17 protein-coding genes are annotated in these 16149 nt (G+C 69.4%); 4 read left to right on the top strand and 13 right to left on the bottom strand.

Annotated features, from left to right (window positions below):
- Window positions 1-18 precede the first annotated feature (18 nt).
- The 13 genes from INQ48_04800 to INQ48_04740 all read right to left on the bottom strand — a co-directional run bounded on the left by INQ48_04800 (window position 19) and on the right by INQ48_04740 (window position 12206).
- Window positions 19-1344 (bottom strand): MmgE/PrpD family protein, encoded by a 1326-nt coding sequence (locus INQ48_04800; GenBank protein QRF58573.1) that lies wholly within the window; start codon window positions 1342-1344, stop codon window positions 19-21.
- Window positions 1334-1846 carry a 3-isopropylmalate dehydratase gene (locus INQ48_04795; GenBank protein ID QRF58572.1) on the bottom strand — a complete coding sequence of 171 codons (513 nt, stop codon included), beginning with the start codon at window positions 1844-1846 and terminating at the stop codon, window positions 1334-1336. Before INQ48_04795 ends, INQ48_04800 begins: the two co-directional genes overlap by 11 nt.
- Window positions 1843-3117, bottom strand: coding sequence for a 3-isopropylmalate dehydratase large subunit (locus tag INQ48_04790; GenBank protein QRF58571.1), 1275 nt, complete (start codon window positions 3115-3117; stop codon window positions 1843-1845). The genes INQ48_04795 and INQ48_04790 overlap by 4 nt, the downstream gene beginning before the upstream one ends.
- Window positions 3114-4070, bottom strand: a complete 957-nt coding sequence (locus tag INQ48_04785) for a tripartite tricarboxylate transporter substrate binding protein (protein QRF58570.1) — start codon at window positions 4068-4070, stop codon at window positions 3114-3116. The genes INQ48_04790 and INQ48_04785 overlap by 4 nt, the downstream gene beginning before the upstream one ends.
- Window positions 4071-4107: 37 nt before the next feature.
- Window positions 4108-4818 (bottom strand): ABC transporter ATP-binding protein, encoded by a 711-nt coding sequence (locus INQ48_04780; protein QRF58569.1) that lies wholly within the window; start codon window positions 4816-4818, stop codon window positions 4108-4110.
- On the bottom strand, window positions 4815-5579 hold the full coding sequence (locus INQ48_04775) for an ABC transporter ATP-binding protein (GenBank protein ID QRF58568.1): 765 nt from the start codon (window positions 5577-5579) through the stop codon (window positions 4815-4817). The genes INQ48_04780 and INQ48_04775 overlap by 4 nt, the downstream gene beginning before the upstream one ends.
- Complete coding sequence (locus INQ48_04770) at window positions 5572-6549, bottom strand: branched-chain amino acid ABC transporter permease (protein ID QRF58567.1); 978 nt, start codon at window positions 6547-6549, stop codon at window positions 5572-5574. The genes INQ48_04775 and INQ48_04770 overlap by 8 nt, the downstream gene beginning before the upstream one ends.
- Complete coding sequence (locus INQ48_04765) at window positions 6546-7418, bottom strand: branched-chain amino acid ABC transporter permease (protein QRF58566.1); 873 nt, start codon at window positions 7416-7418, stop codon at window positions 6546-6548. Before INQ48_04765 ends, INQ48_04770 begins: the two co-directional genes overlap by 4 nt.
- A gap of 268 nt (window positions 7419-7686) precedes the next feature.
- Window positions 7687-8889 carry an ABC transporter substrate-binding protein gene (locus INQ48_04760; GenBank protein ID QRF58565.1) on the bottom strand — a complete coding sequence of 401 codons (1203 nt, stop codon included), beginning with the start codon at window positions 8887-8889 and terminating at the stop codon, window positions 7687-7689.
- A gap of 23 nt (window positions 8890-8912) precedes the next feature.
- Window positions 8913-9695, bottom strand: a complete 783-nt coding sequence (locus tag INQ48_04755) for a GntR family transcriptional regulator (GenBank protein QRF60614.1) — start codon at window positions 9693-9695, stop codon at window positions 8913-8915.
- A gap of 132 nt (window positions 9696-9827) precedes the next feature.
- Window positions 9828-10676: a fumarylacetoacetate hydrolase family protein gene (locus INQ48_04750; protein ID QRF58564.1), complete on the bottom strand. Its 849-nt coding sequence runs from the start codon at window positions 10674-10676 to the stop codon at window positions 9828-9830.
- A gap of 46 nt (window positions 10677-10722) precedes the next feature.
- A complete protein-coding gene (locus INQ48_04745) occupies window positions 10723-11475 on the bottom strand; it encodes an SDR family oxidoreductase (GenBank protein QRF58563.1) in 753 nt (250 codons plus the stop codon).
- A complete protein-coding gene (locus tag INQ48_04740) occupies window positions 11472-12206 on the bottom strand; it encodes an SDR family oxidoreductase (GenBank protein ID QRF58562.1) in 735 nt (244 codons plus the stop codon). The genes INQ48_04745 and INQ48_04740 overlap by 4 nt, the downstream gene beginning before the upstream one ends.
- Window positions 12207-12325: 119 nt before the next feature.
- Here INQ48_04740 and INQ48_04735 point away from each other — a divergent pair, with 119 nt between their 5' ends.
- From INQ48_04735 to INQ48_04720, 4 genes are all read left to right on the top strand, one after another.
- A complete protein-coding gene (locus INQ48_04735; protein QRF58561.1) occupies window positions 12326-13033 on the top strand; it encodes a FadR family transcriptional regulator in 708 nt (235 codons plus the stop codon).
- A 100-nt stretch (window positions 13034-13133) separates the two neighbouring features.
- Window positions 13134-14099, top strand: coding sequence for a sialic acid TRAP transporter substrate-binding protein SiaP (locus INQ48_04730; protein ID QRF60613.1), 966 nt, complete (start codon window positions 13134-13136; stop codon window positions 14097-14099).
- A gap of 58 nt (window positions 14100-14157) precedes the next feature.
- On the top strand, window positions 14158-14715 hold the full coding sequence (locus INQ48_04725; GenBank protein QRF58560.1) for a TRAP transporter small permease: 558 nt from the start codon (window positions 14158-14160) through the stop codon (window positions 14713-14715).
- A gap of 21 nt (window positions 14716-14736) precedes the next feature.
- Entirely contained in the window at window positions 14737-16131 is a 1395-nt protein-coding gene (locus INQ48_04720; protein QRF58559.1) for a TRAP transporter large permease, read from the top strand.
- Window positions 16132-16149: the final 18 nt, after the last annotated feature.

Below are 16149 nucleotides of genomic sequence, written 5' to 3'. Positions count from 1 at the left end.
TGGTGAAGAGGAATCGGGTCAGAGCCGTTGCCACAGCGCGCCGAGCGCGGTGCCGGCGGGCGCGTCGAGCACGCCCTCGCAGAAGGCCTGGGCGCGCGCGGGTGCGACGGACTGCGCGGCGTAGTGCGCGAACTTGGCGAACAGGGCCGCGCGGTCCAGCGGGTTCTGGGCGTCGCCCGCGATGGTGGTCACGCTCTCTTCGAGCCTGCCGCCGTCGTGCGTCAGCGCAAGCGTGGCGCCACGCTCGCGGCGCGCCGTGAGACCGGCATCGACCTCGAGCTCGACCAGCGCCTCGAGCCGGCGCAGCTCGGCGTCGTCGAAGCGCGGCGCGGCATAGACCGAGGGATCGACGTCGCCGAAGCGCAGCATCGCCGCGAGGCCGAAGCTCAGGCTGAACTGCGCCTGGATCGGCGTGCGCGGCGCGCGGTTGCCGCAATAGACGATCGCCTCCTCGTAGACCGTGAGCACGATGCGGCGGATGCCCGTGGTGTCGCCGGCCAGCCGTTCACGCAACGCACGCGCGGCGGTCGCGCCGTAGTGCACGTGGCGCACGGCCGCGAAGGGCTTGAGGTAGGCGTCGCGCAGCAGCAGCGTCGACGCGTCGGGCAAAGGCTGCGCGGAGGACGCCGCATGATTCGCCGCGTAGTGGGCCAGCGCGCCCTCGGGCGCGTTGATGCCGGCCGCGCTCGCGAAGGCCGCCTGCAGCCCCAGCGAGGCGCTGTGTCCCAGGTAGGTGTTGCGGGCGGTGCGGCCCTGCGCCACCGGCAGGTAGAGGCTGGTGGCGAGCTGGCAGGCCGCGATGTCGATGGCCTGCACGATGGCCTCGGGCGCCAGGCCCAGCAGCCGCGCCGCGCCCGCCGCCACGCCGAGCGCGGGCCAGTTGGCGTCCACATGCATGCCGGGGCGGATGCGCAGCCAGGCGCCGCAGCGCGCGCCGACCTCGTAGCCGAGCACGAAGGCATCGACGAAGTCACCGAGGCTGGCATCGCGCCGCAATGCGAGCGGCAGCAGCGCCGCCACCAGCGGCACGCCCGGCCGGCCGTGCGCGAGCGCATGGCCTTCGCAGGCCTCGTCCCAGGTCGCGGCCATGGCGATGACCTGCGCGGCCGCCTGCACCGACAACGACTGCCCGGTGGGGAACGCGAAGCCGCCCGGTTCGCAGGCGGCGAGCGCGGCCTCGAGCCGGCGCACCTCGCCCGCCTGCCGGCCCGCGAGCGCGCAGCCGACGGTGTCGACCAGCAGCCGGCGCGCCTGCAAGGCGGCTTCGGCATCGGCCGGTTGCGCCGCATGCAGCGCCACCACGGCCTGCAGCACCGCGCGTTGCGCATCGATGTCAGGCGGCATCGGCTTCCTTCTTCGGCGCCATGCGACGGCGCAACAGCGGCAGCAGGCCACCGGCCTCGACCATCTCGGTCAGGAAGCCCGGCACGGGCTCGCAGGCCAGCGTGCGCCCATCGGCGCCGCGCAGCGCGGGCGTGCCGATGTCGAGCGCGATGCGTTCGCCGTCGTGCAGCGACTCGGCCTCGGCGCAGGTCAGCAGCAGCAGGCCGACGTTGAAGGCATTGCGGAAGAAGAGCCCGCTGTACGAGGGCGCGATCACCGCGGCCACGCCCAGCTGCACCAGCACGGCCGCGGCCTGCTCGCGCGAGGAGCCGATGCCGAAGTTGGGGCCGGCCACGATCACGTCGCCCGAGCGAACCTCGCGCGCGAACTCGGGGCGGATGGCTTCGAGGCAGTGCTGCGCGATGCGGTCGATGCCATGCTTCATCGCATGGCCGGGCGCGAGCGCGTCGGTGTCGATGTCGGCGCCCAGGCGCCAGACACGGTGCAGGTTCTGACCGCTCATGCCAGCACCTCGCGCGGATCGGTCACGCAGCCGCGCAGCGCGGCGGCCGCCACCGTGTAGGGCGAGCCCAGGTAGACCTGCGCGGTCGGCGAGCCCATGCGGCCCTTGAAGTTGCGCGCGGTGGTCGAGATGACGGTGATGTCGTCGCCCATCGGATCGCCATAGCCCGAGCAGGCGCCGCAGGCGGTGGGGAACAGCTCGGCGCCGGCCTCCATCAGCACCTGCAGCACGCCCTCCTCGCGCGCCTGTTCCTGGTCGCGCAGGCTCGCGGGCGCCACGATCAGGCGGATGCCGTTCGCGACCTTGTGGCCGCGCAGCACCTGCGCGGCGGCGCGCAGGTCGTCGAGCTTGGCGCCGGTGCAGGCGCCGATGTAGGCGACGTCGACCGGCGTGCCGACGAAGCGGCTCACGCCATGCGCATTGGCCGGGCTGTGCGGCGCGGCCACATGGGGTTCTAGCGTGGCGGCATCGAAGCGGTGGTCCGTGAGCGCCGCATCAGCGTCGGTGAACCACGGCGCCATGTCGACCGGCGGCGCGCCGGCACCGGCCAGGAACGCGGCCGTGGTGGCATCGGGTGCGATCAGCCCGGCCTGCGCGCCGAGTTCGGCGCTCATGTTCGAGAGCGTCATGCGCTCCTGCATCGACAGCGCGACCACCGCCGGCCCCGCGAACTCCACGGCCTGGTAGCGGCCACCGTTCATGCCGAAGCGGCCGATCATGTGCAGCATCATGTCCTTGGCGGTCACGCCCGCGGGCAGCGCGCCGTCCCACCACATGCGCAGGGTCTCGGGCACGCGCAGCCAGATCTCGCCCGTGACCACCACGCCGAGCATCTCGGTGCTGCCGACGCCGAACATGTAGGCACCGAAGGCGCCGCCCGTGGGCGAGTGCGAGTCGCCGCCCACGCACAGCATGCCGGGGCGGATGTGGCCGTGCTGCGGCACCACCACGTGGCAGATGCCCTGGCTGTCGTAGACGTGCGGCAGCTTCTGGTCGCGCGCCCAGTCGCGCGCGATGCGCACGATGCGGCGCGAGTCGTCGTCGCGCTCGGGCACGTAGTGGTCCATCACGAGCACCACGCGCGAGCGGTCCCAGATCTGCGCGCCCAGTTCCTCGAGCATGGGCTGCAGGCGGCGCGGTCCCGAGGAGTCGTGGAACATCGCGAGGTCGACGCCGCAGGTCACGATCTCGCCCACCGCCACCCGCTCGCGGCCGCTGGCGCGCGCGATCAGCTTCTGCGCCAGGGTCTGTGCTGAAGCCGTCGAGGTCATTCGGGCTTGGCTCCCGAGAACTTGACCACCTTGGCCCAGCGCACGATCTCGCTCTGCACGAAGGCCGAGAACTGCTCGCTCGAATTGCCGACGGGGATCGCGCCCTCGATCTCGAGGCGCTGGCGCATGTCGGCCTGCTGCAGCGCATGGCGTGCGGCATCGCCGATCTGCTTGATGCGCTCGGCGGGCATGCGCGCCGGGCCGAACAGGCCGAACCAGGCGCTCGACTCGTAGCCGGGCAGCGCCTCGGCGATGGCCGGCACCTCGGGGAAGGCCGGCAGCCGCTTGGCCGTGGTCACGCCCAGCGCCTTGAGCTTGCCGGCCTGGATGTGGGCCTTGACGTTGCCCACGGCCGCGAACATCAGCTGCACCTGGCCCGCGAGCACGTCCTGCACCGCGGGCGAGGTCCCCTTGTAGGGGATGTTCACGATGTCCACGCCCGACTGCATCTTGAAGGCCTCGCCCGCCATGTGCAGCGACGAGCCCACGGCGCCGATGGCGAAGTTGAGCTGGCCCGGCTTGGCCTTGGCGAGCGCGATCAGCTCGCGCACGTCCTTCGCGGGCACCGAGGGATGGGCGACCAGGATCGAAGGCGAGGTCGCGACGCAGGTGAGCGCGGTGAAGTCCTTGACCGGATCGAAGGGCAGGCTCGGATAGAGCGTGGCGTTGATCGCATGGCTGGTGAAGCTCATCAGCAGCGTGTTGCCGTCGGGCGCGGCCTTGGCCACGGCATCGGCCGCGATGTTGCCGCCCGCGCCGGGCTTGTTCTCGACGATGACGTTGCGGCCCAGCGCCGGGCCCATGCTCACGGCCAGCGAGCGCGCCAGCGTGTCGGTGGAGCCGCCCGCGGGTGCGCCGACCAGGATGCGCACCGGCGCGCCGCCGATCTGCGCCAGGCTGTTGCCGGCCCATGCCGCGGCCAGCGACGAGAGAAGGATGTCGCGTCTTTTCATGTGTTGTTCTCCGAAAGAGATCGTGGGGAGGAGCGCCTCAGAGTCCCAGGTAGGCGCGCCGCAGTTCGTCGCTCACGAGCAGTTCGCCGGGCAGCCCCGAGAAGCGCACGCTGCCGTTCTCGAGCACGTAGGCGCGGTCGGCGATCTCGAGCGACTGGCCGACGTTCTGCTCGACCAGCAGCACGGCCAGCCCGCCGTCGCGCAGTTCGCGGATCAGCGTGAACATCTCCTCGACCAGCAGCGGCGAGAGGCCCAGCGAGGGCTCGTCGAGGATCAGCAGCACGGGCTCGGCCATGAGGCCGCGCGCGATGGCCAGCATCTGCTGCTCGCCGCCGCTCATGGTGCCGGCATGCTGGTCCATGCGCTCGCGCAGGCGCGGGAACAGTTCGAACGATTTCTCGAGGTTCCGTGCCCGGCGCTCGCGCGCCCGCGTGAACGAGCCGAGCTCGAGGTTCTCGCGCACGCTGAGGTTGGGAAACACCTTGCGGCCCTCGGGCACCTGGATCAGGCCGGCCTTGACGACGTCGCGGTAGTGCGCGCCGCTCAGGTCCTTGCCGTCGAAACGCACGGTGCCGCCCCAGGCCGGGCAGAGGCCGCAGACCATCTTGTTGAGGGTGGACTTGCCCGCGCCGTTGCTGCCGAGCAGCGCGACCATCTCGCCGGCGTTCACCTTCAGGTCGACGCCGCGCAGCACCTCGACGCGGCCATAGCCGCCGCGCAGGCCTTCGATTTCAAGCAATGCGCTCATGCCGCGGCTCCCGTTGCGGCCTTGCGCAGCCGTGCTGCGGTGCCATGGCCCAGGTAGGCCTCGACCACCCTGTCGTCGGAGGTCACCTGCGCCGGGCTGCCCTCGGCGATCAGCTGGCCCTGCGCCAGCACCCAGACGTGCTCGGCGAGGTTCATCACGGCCTGCATCACGTGTTCGATCATCAGCACGGTCACGCCGCTCGCGGCGATGCCGCGCACCACCGGCATCATCTCGGCGATCTCCTGCGGGTTGAGGCCGGCCAGCACCTCGTCGAGCAGCAGCAGGCGCGGCCGGGTGGCGAGCGCGCGCGCGAGCTCGAGGCGCTTGCGGCCGGCCACGGTGAGGTCGGAAGCGGGCTTGTCGAGCTGCGGCGCGAGGCCCACGCGCTGTGCCACGGCCTCGGCCTCGCGCAGCGCCTCGGTGCGGCCGCGCAGGTGCAGGTGCGCGCCGACCGCGATGTTCTCGCGCACGGTCTGCGCGGCGAAGGGCTTCACGATCTGGAAGGTGCGGGTCATGCCGAGCGCGGCATTGCGATGCGGCTCGCGGCCGGTGATGTCCTGGCCCGCGAAGCGCACGCTGCCGGCGTCGGGCTTGAGGAAGCCCGACATCAGCGCGAACAGCGTGGTCTTGCCCGCGCCGTTCGGCCCGATCAGCGCGCTGAGGCTGCCCTCGCGCACGGCGAGGCTCACGTTCTGCACGGCCTTGAGCCCGCCGAAGGAACGCGAGACGCCCTCGAGCACCAGCAGGGACGATTCACTCATCGCGGCCTCCCTTCGCGTTCCAGAGCTGCCGCACCGACTGGCCGATGCCCGCGATGCCGCGCGGCACGAAGATCACGATCAGCACGAGCACGGTGCCGTAGATCACCATGTTGATGCCCGGCAGCTCGCCGAACAGGTTGCGCGTGAAGTCCGACAGCAGGTGCAGCACGACCGCGCCGAGCACCGGGCCCCACACGGTGCCCATGCCGCCGACGATGGCCGCCACCAGCGCCTCGACCGACACGCCCGCGCCGTAGGCGATGCCGGCATCGATGTACTGGAACACCTGCACGTAGAAGGCACCGGCCGCGCCCATGAAGGCGGCCGACAGGCCGATGGCCGCGAGCTTGACGCGGAAGGGGTTGACGCCGACGGCGCGCGCCGCGTCCTCGTTGTCGCGCACCGCCTGCAGGTAGGCGCCGAAGCGGCCGTTGCGCAGCCAGCAGGTGACGAGCAGCGCCACCACGACCATCGCGAGTACCACCCACAGGTAGCCGGCGCGCGTGGCGAACTGCAGGTTGGCGACCGATTCGCGCAGCGGCACCATCAGGCCGACGCCGCCGCCCGTGAAGTCGACCGACAGCGCGAGGATGCGGAACACCTCGGCGAAGGCCAGCGTGACCAGCGCGAAGTACGAGCCCTTGAGGCCGTAGCGGAAGCTCAGCGCGCCGATGAACAGGCCCACCAGCGCCGCACCGGCGATGGCCAGCGGCAGCGCGACCCAGGCATTGATGCCGCCCTGCAGCTGCGCGATGGCCTGGATGTAGGCACCGGTGCCGAAGAACAGCGCATGGCCGAACGAGAACTGGCCGCCGAAGCCGCCGAGGATGTTCCAGGCCTGCGCGATCAGCGTGGCGTAGAGCGCCATCATCACGAAGTTGAGCGTGACGCCCGAGGTCGTGACCAGCGGCACGCACGCCACCAATACCGCGAACATCGCGATGCCAGCGAGTTGCTTCGCGGCGCTCATGCCTTGGCCCCGAACATGCCCTGCGGCCGGAACAGCACCACGCCGATGAAGATCGCGAAGATGCCGATCTGTCCCAGCGATTCGCCGAGGTAGAGGCCGCCGAGCGACTCCACCACGCCGACCAGGAAGCCGCCGATCAGCGCGCCGACGAAGCTGCCCATGCCGCCGAGCACGACGATGGTGAAGGCCACGAGCACGAAGCCGCCGCCGACCTGCGGGTTGACGTAGTAGGCCGGCAGCAGGAAGCAGGCGGCCGCGCCGAGGCAGGCCAGGCCGATGCCGAAGCTCATGGCGTAGACGTGGTCGACGTCGATGCCCATGAGCTTGGCGCCCTCCTTCTCCTTGGCAACGGCGCGGATGGCGCGGCCGAGGTCGGTGCGGCCCATGATCCAGAACAGGATGCCCGAGACCACGAGCGCGCCCGCGAAGGCCACCAGCTTGGGCACGGCGATCATCGCGGGGCCGATGGCCACGGTGCTCAGCGAATAGGCGGTGTCGATGTTGCGCGTGTCGGACTTGAAGAACAGCAGCGCGAGGTTCTCCATCACGATCGCGATGCCGAGCGTGGCCAGCAGGATGTTCTCGTCCTTGCCATGGCCCGCGCGGTTGATGACCACGCGCTGCAGCGCATAGCCGAGCGCGAACATGCCGAGCACCACCACGGGCAGCGCGAGGTAGGGATCGATGCCCAGCCGCTCCTTGAGGAAGTACACCGCGTACAGCGCCACCATCAGGCAGGCGCCGTGCGCGAAGTTGATGATGTGCAGCACGCCGTAGATCAGCGTGAGGCCCAAGGCGATCAGTGCGTAGACGGCGCCTGTCGTGAGGCCGTTGAGCACCGAGGGGAAGAGGATGCTGGGGTCTAGCATTTTTTGTCGTCGCGCGTGGGGTGGAGACCGCCCGGCATGCGGTGCGGGTCGAGCGACCCCACTGCGCCGGCCGCTTCGCGGCTGCCCTGCGGTGCTCGCGTTTCGCGGGGTCTCGCAGAACTCGCTTCGCTCAAACAGCTGCGAGCCCTGATCCGCGAAACGCTGCGCTCCTCGGCGGCGCAGAGGGGATCGCCCGCCCCACACCGCACGCCGGGCTCCGCGCCTGATCGACGGCTGCCTGAATACCGTGACATGGTGCGTCGCACGCTCATGCCTTCAGCGGGAACAGCGGCTCCACCTCGCGGTAGTCGCGCGGGATGATGACCTTGATGTCGTTCTTCACCACCTGCGTCATCAGCGGCTGCGCGCCCTCGTTCTGGCCGTTGACGAACTTGGTGGGGCCATAGGGCATGAAGTGGTTCGAGAAGGTGCTCTTCTCGAGCGCGTCGACGATCGCGGCGCGCTCGCCCGACCTGGCACGCTCCAGTGCATCGGCCAGCAGCCACATCGCGGCATAGGTCATGAAGACCTCGTAGCTGAAGAACTGGCCCTTGGCCTCGACGCGCTTGCGCAGGTCCTGCGCGCGCTTGTCCTTGGGGTTGAACCAGTGGTTGCAGTCGATGATGCCGTTGGCCGCGTCGGGAAACTCCTTCACGAACTTGTAGCTCGAGGCCGCGCCGCCGAGCACCGAGAAGATCGCCTTCGGCACCACCTTCTGCTGCTGCATGGTGCGCACCAGCAGCGCGTACTCGTTGTAGTAGTTGGCCGGGATCACGATGTCGGGGTTGATCGACTTCATGCGCAGCACGATGTTGTTGAAGTCGCGCGTGGGGTTGGCGTGCTTCACCACCTCCTTCACCTCGAAGCCGTAGCCGGGCAGCTCGCGCGACAGCAGCTGCGCGGTGCCGGCGCCGAACAGCGACTCCTCGTGGATCACCATCACCGTCTTGGCCGGGTTGCCCGCGGCCTTGTTGAGCACCAGCAGGTTGGCCATCGCGACCTCGGTCGACTTGCGGTAGCCGGGGCCGAAGCGGAAGGTGTTCTTCAGGCCACGCTCGACGATCTGGTCGGCCACGCCGACGTCGACTACGTGCGGCAGGTTGTACTTGGCCGCGGCCTGCGTGGTGGCCAGGCAGATCGCCGAGGCGAAGGCACCGACGATGGCGCTGACGCCGGCCTCGTTCATCTTCTCGACCTCGGCCGCGCCCGCCTGCGGCTGCGACTGCGCGTCGCCCAGCAGGGCCTCGAGCTTCGCGCCGCCGAGCGACTTGATGCCGCCCGCGGCGTTGATGTCCTCGATCGCGAGCTGCGCGCCGAGCCGGCACTGCTGGCCCGAGTAGGCGAGCGCGCCCGTCACCGGGTGCAGCACGCCCACCTTCAGCGGCTTGGGTTGGGCCCCGCCGATCAGCGGGAAGGCGAGCGCGGAGGCCAGGGTGGCGGACTGCGAAACGAAGCGGCGACGGGTCTGCATGGGGCGTTTCCTTTTCTTTGTCTTCAGTTGAACTTGGCCGACACGTCCCGGCTGACCCAGACCTTGGCGTCGATGCTGCCGACGCGGGACAGTTGCATCTCGTAGGTGTAGCGGTCGGGACGGTAGAAGCCGTGCAGCCACTGCACCGGGCGCTCGTCTTCGTCGTAGATCAGGCGGCGCACCGCGAGCAGGGCCGAGCCGACCGAGACGTCGAGGTGCTGCGCGAGCACGTTGTCGGCCAGGCGCGCGGAGAGGGTCTGGTGGGCCCGGCCCACCTTCACGCCCGACTCCTCGAGCAGCACCAGGATCGGCTTCTTCGAGAGTTCGCGGCGGCCGAAGCGGCGCGCGATCGTGTCGGGCACGTAGGTGGTGATGTGCGAGAGCGGGCCTTCGCGCGTGGCGCGCACGCGCACCGCCTTCTGCACCGGGTCGCCGAGCTGCAACTGCAGCGCCTCGGCCACCTGCGAGGAGGCCGTGATGGTCGCGACCTCGAGCACCTTGACCGAGGTGTGCAGGCCCATGGTCACGAGGTTCTCGAGCAGGCCGCGCAGGTTGGCGCGCTCGGTGGCCGGCGCGCTCGGCGGCTCGCCCGCGACCGGGCCGATGGGCCGCGTGCGGCGGCCCGGCGTGCGCGAGATCAGCCCTTCGGCGGCGAGCTGCTCGAGCGCGCGCCGCACGGTGACGCGCGCCACGCCGAACTGCTGCATGAGCGCGAGCTCGCCCGGCAGCCCGTCGGCGGCGAAGCGGCCCTCATGCAACTGCTCCCGCAGCACCAGGTAGATCTGGTGGTACTTGGGCAAGGGCATCTGCGACATGCAGGCGATGTTTTTGCAGTTTCAATGTTCTGTCAATGGGACATTTGAATGCGCGCGGAAACGAAAACGGCCCCCGAAGGGGCCGTCGATGGCAGGCAGCGAGAGGCCCGGCTGCCGCCGGACTCAGAGCTTGAAGGGCAGCACTTCCTGGCGCTGCTCGCCCAGGCCCTCGATGCCGAGCGCCATCACGTCGCCCTTCTTGAGGAACAGCGGCGGCTTCATGCCCATGCCCACGCCGGGCGGGGTGCCGGTGGTGATCACGTCGCCGGGTTCCAGCGTCATGAACTGGCTCACGTAGCTCACGATCTTCGCCACGCTGAAGATCATGGTCTTGGTGCTGCCGGTCTGCACGCGCTGGCCGTTGAGGTCGAGCCACATCGCGAGCTTCTGCGGGTTCTCGACTTCGTCGCGCGTCACCAGCCAGGGACCGATGGGGCCGAAGGTGTCGCAGCCCTTGCCCTTGTCCCAGGTGCCGCCGCGCTCGATCTGGAACTCGCGTTCGCTGACGTCGTTGATGACGCAGTAGCCGGCCACGTGATCGAGCGCGCTCTTCTGCGAGACGTAGCGCGCGCGCGTGCCGATGACCACGCCGAGCTCGACTTCCCAGTCGCTCTTGACCGAGCCCTTGGGCAGCATCACGGGATCGTTCGGGCCCTGGATGCAGCTCGTGGCCTTCATGAACACCACGGGTTCCTTGGGCACCGGCAGGCCGGACTCGGCCGCATGGTCGGCGTAGTTGAGGCCGATGGCGATGAACTTGCCGACGCGGGCCACGGGGCTGCCGTAGCGCGGCTTGCCCCTGACCAGCGGCAGCTTGTCGGTCTTGAGCTTGCGCAGCTTGGCGATGGCGGCATCGCCGAGCTGCTCGGGACCGATGTCCTTGACGACGGCGCTCAGGTCGCGCAGCTGGCCGTTGGCGTCGACGAGGCCCGGCTTCTCCTTGCCGGGGTTGCCGTAGCGGACGAGTTTCATGCTTGCTTTTCCTTGGGTGGTTGGATGGTTCTGTGGGAAGGGGCGATCAGTAGGTCGAGCGGCCGCCCGAGAGGTCGAACACCGCGCCGGTCGAGAACGAACAGTCGTCGGTGCACAGCCAGCCTACCAGCGCCGCGACCTCCTCGACGGTGCCGAAGCGGCCCTGCGGGATCTTCGACAGCATGAAGGCGATGTGGTCGGGCGTCATCTGGTCGAAGATCGCGGTCTTGACCGCGGCCGGCGTCACGCAGTTGACGCGGATGCCGGTGTCGGCGAGCTCCTTGCCGAGCGACTTGGTGAGGCCGATCACCGCGGCCTTGCTGGCGCTGTAGGCGCTGGCGTTGGGATTGCCGTCCTTGCCGGCCACCGAGGCGATGTTGACGATGCGCCCTTGCCCGCCCTGCGCGCGCATCTGCGCCACCACCTCGCGGCAGCACAGGAACACGCCGTTGACGTTGACCTCCATCACCTGGCGCCAGTCGTCCACCGGGTAGTCCCAGAGCTTGGCGTTGGGGCCGGTGATGCCGGCGCTGTTGACCAGCGCATCGATGCGCGGCGCCTGCGCGAGCGTGGCCGCCACCGCCTTGGCCACCGAGGGCTGCTGCGAGACGTCGACCTTGAGCGCGCGCGCCTTGCCCGGACCCAGCGACTCGGCGGCGCGCGCGGCCGCGGCCTCGTCGCGGTCCCACAGCGTGACGGTGCCGCCCGAGGCGACCAGCCGCTGCGCGATGCCGAAGCCCAGCCCGGTGGCGCCGCCGGTGACCACCGCGTGGCGGCCGGCGAAGTCGAGCTGGTTCATATGGTGATGCCGCCGTCGACCGTGAAGGCCTGGCCGGTCGCGAAGATGGATTCGTCGCTGGCGAGGAACACGACCACGGGCGCGATCTCCTCGGCGCGCGCGAGCCGGCCCATGGGCTGGCGCGCGACGAAGGCCTTGCGCGCGGCCTCGGGGTCGGCGTTGGCGTTGATGCGGTCGCCGAGCGAGGGCGTGTCGACCGTGCCGGGGCACACCGCATTGCAGCGGATGCCGCGCGTGACGTAGTCGGCCGCCACGCTCTTGGTGAGGCCCAGCACCGCGGCCTTGGTGGTGCCGTAGACGAAGCGGTTGGGCAGGCCCTTCATGCTCGAGCACACGCTCGCCATGTTGATGATGCTGCCGCGACCCGCCGCGAGCATGCCGGGCAGCACGGCCTGGATGGTCCACATCTGGGCGCGCACGTTGAGCGCGAAGGCGAAGGCGAGGTCGTCGTCGCTGGCCTGCTCGATGGTGCCGTTGTGCACCACGCCCGCGCAGTTGAACAGCACGTCGAGCGGCGGCAGGGTCGACACCAGCGCGCCGATGGCGGCCTTGTCGAGCACGTCGAGCCTGGCGGCCGTGACGTTCGGCACGCCGGCGTAGCGCTCGAGCAGCTGCGCATTGACGTCGGTGGCCCAGACCTGCGCGCCCTCGGCCGCGAGCGCGAGCACGCTCGCATGGCCGATGCCCTGGCCGGCCGCGGTGACGAGCGCGGTCTTTCCCTTCAATCTCATGGTGTCTCCGATTCGGGTTTGGCCCGATGGGTGGCACGGGCCGCGCATCGTATTCTGAATTGGCCTTACCACTTGTCCAATTCAGGACAACCCTTAAACCCACTCGCCTTCTCGTCTCCGTGCCGCTGCAGACCGTCGAACCCCAACGCCTCTATCGCCAGATCGCCGACCAGCTGCGTGCGCTGATCGGCCAGGGCGAGTTCGCCGTGGGCGCGCGCCTGCCGGCCGAGCGCGACCTGGCCAAGCAGCTCGGCGTGAGCCGCCCCTCGGTGCGCGAGGCGCTGATCGCGCTCGAGGTCGAGGGCTGGGTCGAGGTGCGCACGGGCTCGGGCGTCTACGTGCTCGACCGCTCGCACCGCGCGAGCGCGCCGGTGGCGCCCACCGAATGGGGGCCGCTCGAGCTGATCCGCGCGCGCCGCGTGATCGAGGGCGAGACCGCGGCCATCGCGGCGCAGACGGGCAAGCGCAAGGACGTCGACGCGATGACGCGCGCCATCGAGGTCATGCGCGAACTGGCCGACCGCACGGTGATGCCGCTCGAGGGCGACCGTGCCTTCCACCTCGCGATCGTCGGCGCCAGCGGCAACGCGGTGCTGATCGAGACGGTGCAGAACTTCTGGGACTCGCGCAAGGGCCCGATCTTCACGCGCCTGGGCGGCTACTTCGAGACGGTGTCCTCGTGGCGCTCGGCCATCGCCGAGCACGAGGCGATCCGCGACGCGGTGGCCGCGCGCGACGCCGAGGCCGCGCGCGCCGCGATGCACGAGCACATGGACAAGTCCCATCAGCGATTCAGCGCGAGCTGGCGACGCGCGAAGCCTTCCTGACACCTCGCCAGCATTCCTGCCAACTGCCCCAACGAATACAACGGAGACAAGCCACATGATCAGAGACAGCAAGAACAGCAAGCGCACCGCCCTCAAGGCCCTGGCCGCCTGCGCCCTCGCGGCCGGCGCGCTCGGCGTGTCGGGCCTCGCCTCGGCCCAGACCAAGCTCAAGTGGGCCCACGTCTACGAGACCTCGGAGCCCTTCCACAAGTACTCGGTGTGGGCCGCCGAGGAGATCAAGAAGCGCAGCAACGGCAAGTACGACATCCAGGTCTTCCCGGCCTCCAGCCTCGGCAAGGAAGCCGACATCAACCAGGGCCTGACGCTCGGCACGGTCGACATCGTGCTGACCGGCGCGAGCTTCGCGGGCAACAGCTACAAGCCGCTGGCCATCACCTACTTCCCGTTCATCTTCCGCGACGCCGAGCACCAGCTCAAGTACGCCAAGAGCGACGTGTTCAGGGAGCTCGCCAAGGGCTACGACGACAAGACCGGCAACCACATCACGGCGCTCAACTACTACGGCGCGCGCCACGTGACCTCGAGCGCGGCGCGGCCGGTGGCCAAGCCGGAAGACATGAAGGGCCTGAAGATCCGCGTGCCCGACGCGCCGGCCTACCTGGCCTTCCCCAAGTCGCTGGGCGCCAATGCCACGCCGATCGCCTTCGCCGAGGTCTACCTCGCGTTGCAGAGCGGCACGGTCGACGCGCAGGAGAACCCGCTGCCCACCATCGAGGCGAAGAAGTTCTTCGAGGTGCAGAAGAACATCTCGCTGACCGGCCACATCGTCGACTCGCTGCTGACCGTGGTCTCGGGCCAGCTCTGGGGCAAGCTCAGCGCCGACGAGAAGAAGATGTTCAGCGACGTGATGCAGGAAGCGGCCGAGAAGACCGGCCGCGAGATCATCGCCTCCGAGGCCCGGCTGGTGGAGGAGTTCAAGAAGAAGGGCAACAACGTGATCGTGGTCGACAAGAACGCGTTCCGCGAGGCCGTGCTCAAGAACACCAAGCCGACCGACCACGGCTACCGCCAGCAGGACTACGACCGGATCATCGCCATCCAGTGAAGCCGCGCGCGGCCGGCCGTCATGGCCGGCCGCCCTTGCACGACAACGAGGAGACACGATGAGCGATGAAAAGCTGCTGGGCGACGACGGCGAGTTCCACGTCACCGACGAGGCCGTCGACCTGTCCGGCACCACGATCGAGGGCTGGGTCGCGCTGGGCCTGTTCTGGGTGCTGGGACTGACCGTCCTCTACCAGTTCATCACGCGCTACGTGCTGAACGACTCGGCCTCCTGGACCGAGGAGATCGCGCGCTACCTGCTCGTGGGCACGGTGTTCGTCGGCGCCGCGATCGGCGTGGCGCGCAACAACCACATCCAGGTCGACTTCTTCTACCGCCACCTGCCGCTCAAGGTGGGCCGCGCGCTGGGCCTGCTGGTCGACGTGCTGCGCACCGCCTTCTTCGCGGCCGCGGTGGTGATGACGGTGCAGATGATGATCAAGATCGGCAACAACGCCAGCATGACCATCGTCGACCTGCCGATGAACATCGTCTACGGCGTCTGCCTGCTGGGCTTCGCCGCCATGCTGGTCCGCTCGGTGCAGGTCAGCGTGGTGCACTGGCGCCGCGGCTACTGCGTGCTCGAACGGCCCGAATCCACGATCGACGACCGCTGAGGTCAGAACCATTCCCACGACATGCTGAAGATCGTCTTTCTGCTGTTCATGAGCGCCGGTATCCCGGTCGCCGTGGCCATGGCCGGCGCCTCGCTGGTCTACATCCTCTGGAGCGGCAACCTGCCGGGCTTCGTCGTCATCCACCGCATGGTGAGCGGCGTCGACAGTTTCCCGCTCCTGGCCGTTCCCTTCTTCATCCTCGCCGGCAACCTGATGAACAACGCCGGCATCACCAACCGCATCTACAACTTCGCGCTCGCGCTGGTGGGCTGGCTCAAGGGCGGGCTGGGCCACGTCAACATCCTCGGCTCGGTGATCTTCTCGGGCATGAGCGGCACCGCGATCGCGGACGCGGCCGGCCTGGGCACGATCGAGATCAAGGCCATGAAGGAACACGGCTACTCGACCGAGTTCGCGGTCGGCGTGACCGCGGCCTCGGCCACGCTGGGCCCGATCATTCCGCCGAGCCTGCCGTTCGTGATCTACGGGATGATGGCCAACGTGTCGGTGGGCGCGCTGTTCATCGCGGGCCTGATGCCGGGCCTGATCATGACCCTGCTGATGATGCTCACGGTGGCCTACTACGCGCACAAGAACGGCTGGGGCGCGGACGTGAAGTTCCAGTGGCCGCGGCTCATGAAGGCGCTGGTCGAGCTGCTGGTGGTGTGCCTGTGGCCCACGCTGCTGTGGTTCGCGGTCGACAAGTTCGGCGCGCCCGCGCAGCCCGCGGTGCTGATCGCGCTGGCGATCCTGTTCGTGGCCGACAAGGTCTTCCGGTTCGAGGCGGTGCTGCCGATCATGACGCCGGTGCTGCTGATCGGCGGCATGGCGACCGGCCTGTTCACCGCCACCGAGGGCGCGATCGCGGCCTGCGTGTGGGCGATGGTGCTGGGCTTCTTCTGGTATCGCACGCTCAAGTGGAAGATGTTCGTCAAGGTCTGCCTCGAGACGGTGGAATCGACCTCGACCGTGCTCTTCATCGTGGCGGCGGCCTCGATCTTCGGCTGGATGCTGACCGCCACCGGCGTCACGGCCGACATCGCGAGCTGGGTGCTCAACTTCACGAAGGAGGCCTGGGTCTTCCTGCTGCTCGCGAACCTGCTGATGCTGTTCGTCGGCTGCTTCCTCGAGACCACGGCCGCGATCACGATCCTGGTGCCGATCCTGCTGCCGATCTCGAACCAGCTCGGCATCGACCCGGTGCACTTCGGCGTGGTGATGGTGCTCAACCTCATGATCGGCGTGCTGCATCCGCCGATGGGGATGGTGCTGTTCGTGCTCGCGCGCATCGCCAACCTCAGCATCGAGCGCACGACGATGGCGATCCTGCCCTGGCTGGTGCCGTTGCTGCTGAGCCTGGGCATCATCACCTACTGGCCCGCCACGGTGCTGTGGCTGCCGAAGATCATGCAATGACCCCGACCGGCGATCCCG

The organism is Variovorax paradoxus (assembly GCA_016806145.1).
Lineage (GTDB): Bacteria > Pseudomonadota > Gammaproteobacteria > Burkholderiales > Burkholderiaceae_C > Variovorax.
Note: the sequence above shows the minus strand (reverse complement) of the source record. Positions and strands in the feature narration are given on the sequence as shown.